The organism is Microbacterium sp., assembly GCF_047606385.1.
GTDB lineage: Bacteria > Actinomycetota > Actinomycetes > Actinomycetales > Microbacteriaceae > Microbacterium.
This window is the reverse complement of the sequence record NZ_JASGEL010000121.1, coordinates 1-4,507: the sequence shown is the minus strand read 5'-3', so window position 1 is coordinate 4,507 and position 4,507 is coordinate 1. Positions and strand designations below refer to the sequence as shown.

5 protein-coding genes are annotated in these 4,507 nt (G+C 72.4%); all 5 read left to right on the top strand.

The genetic code is table 11. The features are described 5' to 3' along the window. The first annotated feature begins 47 nt into the window (after positions 1–47). Positions 48–989, top strand: coding sequence for an ABC transporter permease (locus QM626_RS12020; RefSeq protein WP_415077185.1), 942 nt, complete (start codon positions 48–50; stop codon positions 987–989). Beyond that, positions 986–2,803 carry a dipeptide/oligopeptide/nickel ABC transporter permease/ATP-binding protein gene (locus QM626_RS12015; RefSeq protein WP_415077184.1) on the top strand — a complete coding sequence of 606 codons (1,818 nt, stop codon included), beginning with the start codon at positions 986–988 and terminating at the stop codon, positions 2,801–2,803. Before QM626_RS12020 ends, QM626_RS12015 begins: the two co-directional genes overlap by 4 nt. Continuing rightward, positions 2,800–3,642: an ATP-binding cassette domain-containing protein gene (locus tag QM626_RS12010; RefSeq protein ID WP_415077183.1), complete on the top strand. Its 843-nt coding sequence runs from the start codon at positions 2,800–2,802 to the stop codon at positions 3,640–3,642. Before QM626_RS12015 ends, QM626_RS12010 begins: the two co-directional genes overlap by 4 nt. A 53-nt stretch (positions 3,643–3,695) precedes the next feature. Beyond that, entirely contained in the window at positions 3,696–4,280 is a 585-nt protein-coding gene (locus QM626_RS12005) for a TetR/AcrR family transcriptional regulator (protein ID WP_415077182.1), read from the top strand. A 34-nt stretch (positions 4,281–4,314) separates the two neighbouring features. Next, positions 4,315–4,507 (top strand): alpha/beta fold hydrolase (locus QM626_RS12000; protein WP_415077181.1); only part of this gene is annotated, 193 nt, incomplete at its 3' end.

Below are 4,507 nucleotides of genomic sequence, written 5' to 3'. Positions count from 1 at the left end.
CGGGCCGTCCGGATCCGGACGGCCCGCGACTCCCGAGAAGGAACCCCATGCTGATCTTCATCGCGAAGCGGCTGATCTCCGGCGTGATCCTGCTGCTGGTCGTCTCCGTGGCGACCTTCTTCCTCGCCCACGCCGCGATCGGCGATCCCACCGTCGGGCTGCTGGGGAGCTCGGCCACGGCGGCGCAGCAGGACGCGCTGGCGGCGAAGATCGGCACGGACCGGCCGCTGCTGACGCAGTTCCTCGACTGGTTCTCCCATCTCGTGACCTTCGACCTGGGCGACTCGTGGCGCAACTTCCAGCCGGTGTCCGCGCAGGTGATGCTGAAGCTGCCCGTCACCCTCTCGGTCGTGACGTTCGCGATCATCCTCACCGCGGTCTTCGGCGCGGTCTTCGGCGTGCTGGCGGGCCTGCGGCCCGGCACCTGGATCGACAAGCTCGTCAAGGGCGCCGCCGTCGTGCTGTTCGCCCTGCCCGGGTTCTGGGTCAGCCTCGTGCTGGTGATCTGGTTCGCCGTCCAGCTGAAGTGGTTCCCGGCGGTCGGCTACACGCCGCCCACCACCTCGTTCGACGGCTGGCTGCGCTCGATCACCCTCCCGGCCGTCTCCCTCGCGCTCGGCGCGATCGTCATGGTCGCCGAGCAGCTGCGCAACGCGATCATCACCGTCGGCGCGCAGGACTTCGTGCGCACGCTGCGCAGCCGCGGCCTGTCCGAGCCGCGCGTGATCACGCACCTGGTACGGGCCTCGGCCCCGCCGGCGCTCACTGTCCTCGCCGTCATGTTCGTCGCGCTGCTGTCCGGCGCCGTCGTGGTCGAGTCGATCTTCAGCCTCCCCGGCATCGGGGCGCTCACGCAGGGCTCGGCGCAGAACGGCGACATCCCCATGCTCCTGGGCGTCACCGTCATCTCGGTCGTGTTCGTCGTCCTGGTCAACCTGATCCTCGACGTCGTGCTGGGCTGGATCAACCCGAAGGTGCGTGTCGCATGACCGTCTCCGCCGCCCTCACCGACAGCGTCGACCCGGCCGCCGCGCGGCGCGGCCGCCTGCTCTGGCGCTTCCTGCGCCGCCCGGCCGGTGCGATCTCGCTCGGCGTGCTCGCGCTCATCGTGCTGGTCGCGGTGCTCGCGCCGCTCCTCTCGCCCTACGACCCCACCACGATCGACCTCAGCTCGGTCAAGGCGCCGCCGTCGGCGACGCACCTGCTCGGCACCGACACGCAGGGTCGCGACATCCTGAGCCGGCTCGTCTGGGGCACGCAGCAGACCCTGTACGGCGCCCTGGTCGCCATCGTGTTCGCGCTGCTGGCCGGCGTCCCGGAGGGCGTGCTGGCGGGCTACTTCGGCGGCCCGTTCGACCGCGTCGCGACGTGGGTCAGCGACGCCATCCAGTCGGTGCCCGGCATGATCATCCTGCTCATCGTCGCGGCCGGCACCGGCTCCGACTTCACCTGGATCATGGCGACGATCGGCGTGTTCATGGCGCCCGGCTACTTCCGGCTCACGCGCGCCACGGTGCAGTCCGTGCGCGAAGAGCCCTACATCGCCGCCGCCCGGGTGTCGGGGCTCGGCCACCTGCGCATCATGTCCCGTCACGTGCTGACGGCGGTCTACGCGCCCGTCATCATCCAGACCGCCCTCGCCGCCGGCATGGCGATGGGCATGCAGGCGGGGCTCCAGTTCCTCGGCATCGGCAGCGGCGACACGCCCAGCTGGGGCGCGATGATGAACGAGGGCTTCCGCAACATGCTCTCCAACCCGATCCTGCTGCTGTGGCCCTCGCTCGCGCTGGGCATCACGATCGCCGCCCTCGCGGTCGCGGGCTCGACGCTCGCCGACGTCGTGAGCGTGCGCACCGAGATCCCGCGCCGTCGTCGTCGTGCCGCCGTGCCGGCGCCCGTCGCCGCCTCGACCGGCACGATCCGGCACGCCGCCGCGGCAGCCGCCGTGCAGATCGCCGACCTGCGGGTGAGCTATCCGGCCCGGGACGGCGAGGTCGAGGTCGTGCACGGCATCTCCCTCGACGTCGCCGCCGGTGAGGTGGTCGGCATCGTGGGCGAGTCCGGATCCGGCAAGTCGCAGACGGTGTTCTCGGTGCTCGGCCTGCTGCCGCCGGCCGCGCGCAGCGAGGTCGGCGCGCTGTGGATCGACGGGCGCGACGTGTCCGGGATGACCCCCGCGCAGCGGCGTCGGCTGCTGGGACGCACGATCGGCTACATCCCGCAGGAGCCGATGTCCAACCTCGACCCGAACTACACGATCGGCCACCAGCTGATCGAGCCGCTGCGGTCCGTGTCGGGCCTGAGCCGCGACGTGGCCCGCCGGCGCGCGATCGAGGTGCTGACCCGGGTCGGCATCCCGGAGCCCGAGCGGGTCATGCGGCTGCGCGCGCACGAGGTGTCCGGCGGCATGGCCCAGCGCGTCCTCATCGCCGGCGCGATCGCGGGGAAGCCCTCGGTGCTCGTCGCCGACGAGCCCACCACCGCGCTGGACGTCACGGTGCAGGCCGAGGTGCTGGAGCTGCTGCGCGAGCTGCAGGCCGAATACGGCATGGCGCTGCTGATCGTGACGCACAACTTCGGCGTCGTCGCCGACATCTGCGACCGGGTCGTGGTGATGAAGGACGGCTCGGTCGTGGAGACCGGCGGCGTGGACGAGCTGTTCGCCGCGCCCGCCGAGCCGTACACCCGCGAGCTGATCGCCGCGTCTCTGGATGCCGCGGAGGGCCGGGCCGCCTTGGACGCCGCATACGCGGCGTCCCGCGAGGGCGCGACGGTCGCGCCGGGAAGGACGGTGACGGCATGACCGCGCCGCTGCTGCAGGTCGACGACCTCGTCGTGGAGTACGGTCGCGGCCGCCGCGCGTTCCGGGCGCTGAAGGGCGTGTCGCTGCAGATCGACCCGGGGGAGTGCCTGGGCCTGGTCGGCGAGTCCGGCTCGGGGAAGTCGACGCTCGGCAAGGCCGTGCTCGGGCTCGCCCCGATCACGGCCGGTGCCGTGCGGTTCGACGGCCGGGACATCTCGCACGCGCGCGGCGCCGAGCGCCGCGCCCTCGCCGCCGACATCCAGGTCGTCTTCCAGGACCCCTACGGATCGCTGGACCCGACGATGACGGTCGGCGACATCCTGGCCGAGCCGCTGATCACGACCGCCCTGAGCCGCGGCGACGCGCGGAAGCGGGTGCTCGAGCTGCTCGACCGGGTCCGGCTGCCGCGGACGGCGGCCGAGCGGTACCCGCGGGAGTTCTCCGGCGGTCAGCGTCAGCGCATCGCCATCGCGCGTGCGCTGGTGCGCCGGCCCCGCCTCGTGGTCTGCGACGAGCCGGTCAGCGCGCTCGACCTCACGACCCAGGCGACGATCATCGACCTGTTCATCGAGCTGCAGCGCTCCACCGGCGTCTCGTACCTGTTCGTCTCCCACGACCTCGGCGTCGTGCGGCGCATCTGCCATCGGGTCGCGGTGATGTACCGCGGCGAGCTGGTCGAGACCGGCGAGGGCGAGCAGGTCACGCGCGCCCCGGTGCATCCGTACTCGGAGCGACTGCGCCTCGCCTCGCCCGTGGCGGACCCCGCGGCGCAGCGCCGCCGCCGGCAGGAATGGCTCGCGGTGCGGGAGGTGGCCGATGCGGCGGCGCCGGTACGGTAGCTGTCGGGGCCCTCGGATGCACGGCGGCTCAGCGGAAGGGGTGGGGCTCTCCGATGCCCAAGATCATCGATCACGACGAGCGACGACGCGAGATCGTCGAGGTGGCCAAGCGGATCATCCTGAAGGGTGGCTTCGAGGCGGCGACGATGCGGTCGATCGCGGCCGAGGCCGGATTCGCCAACGGTGCGCTGAAGCACTACTTCCCGGGCAAGGACTCGATCGTCGCCGCGACGTTCGAGAGCGTGCTGGAGGAGATGGCGGCGAACGTGGAGCTGTCCGGGTCGACGGATGCCGGCGAGCGCCTCGAGCACTTCCTGCGGGCGCCGCTCGCGCACGACGAGGAGGACATCGTCGCCGGCCGCGTGCTGCTGGCGCTGTGGGAGTACGCGATGGCCAACGACGACCTGGGCGCGCTGTACCGGAGCTTCCTGGACTCGTGGCGCGTGTCGATCGCGGAGCATCTGACCGCGGCGCGCGCGGCGGGCGCCATCTCGGCCGAGCCGCCGTACGGGGTGCTGGCCGACGAGTACATGTCGGTCGTGGTGGGGGCCACCGTCGTCAACCTGATGTACCCGGACGGCTCCCGCTTCCCGAACTACGACGCCTACCTGGACTCATTCCTGGCGCGCCTGGTCTGATCCCGGCGCGCCCCCGACGAGGGGAGCACGCCCGATGACCGACACCCTGCTGCACGTGACGCGGATTCCCGCCGTCGGACCGGTCGCGGGGCCGCCGGTGATCCTGCTGCACGGCTTCGCGTCCGCCGGCACCGCCGACTGGCCCGCCGACGGCCTGCCGGCGCACCTGGCGCGGGCCGGCCGCGACGTGCTCGTGGTCGACCTGCCCGGTCATGGCGCGGCGCCGG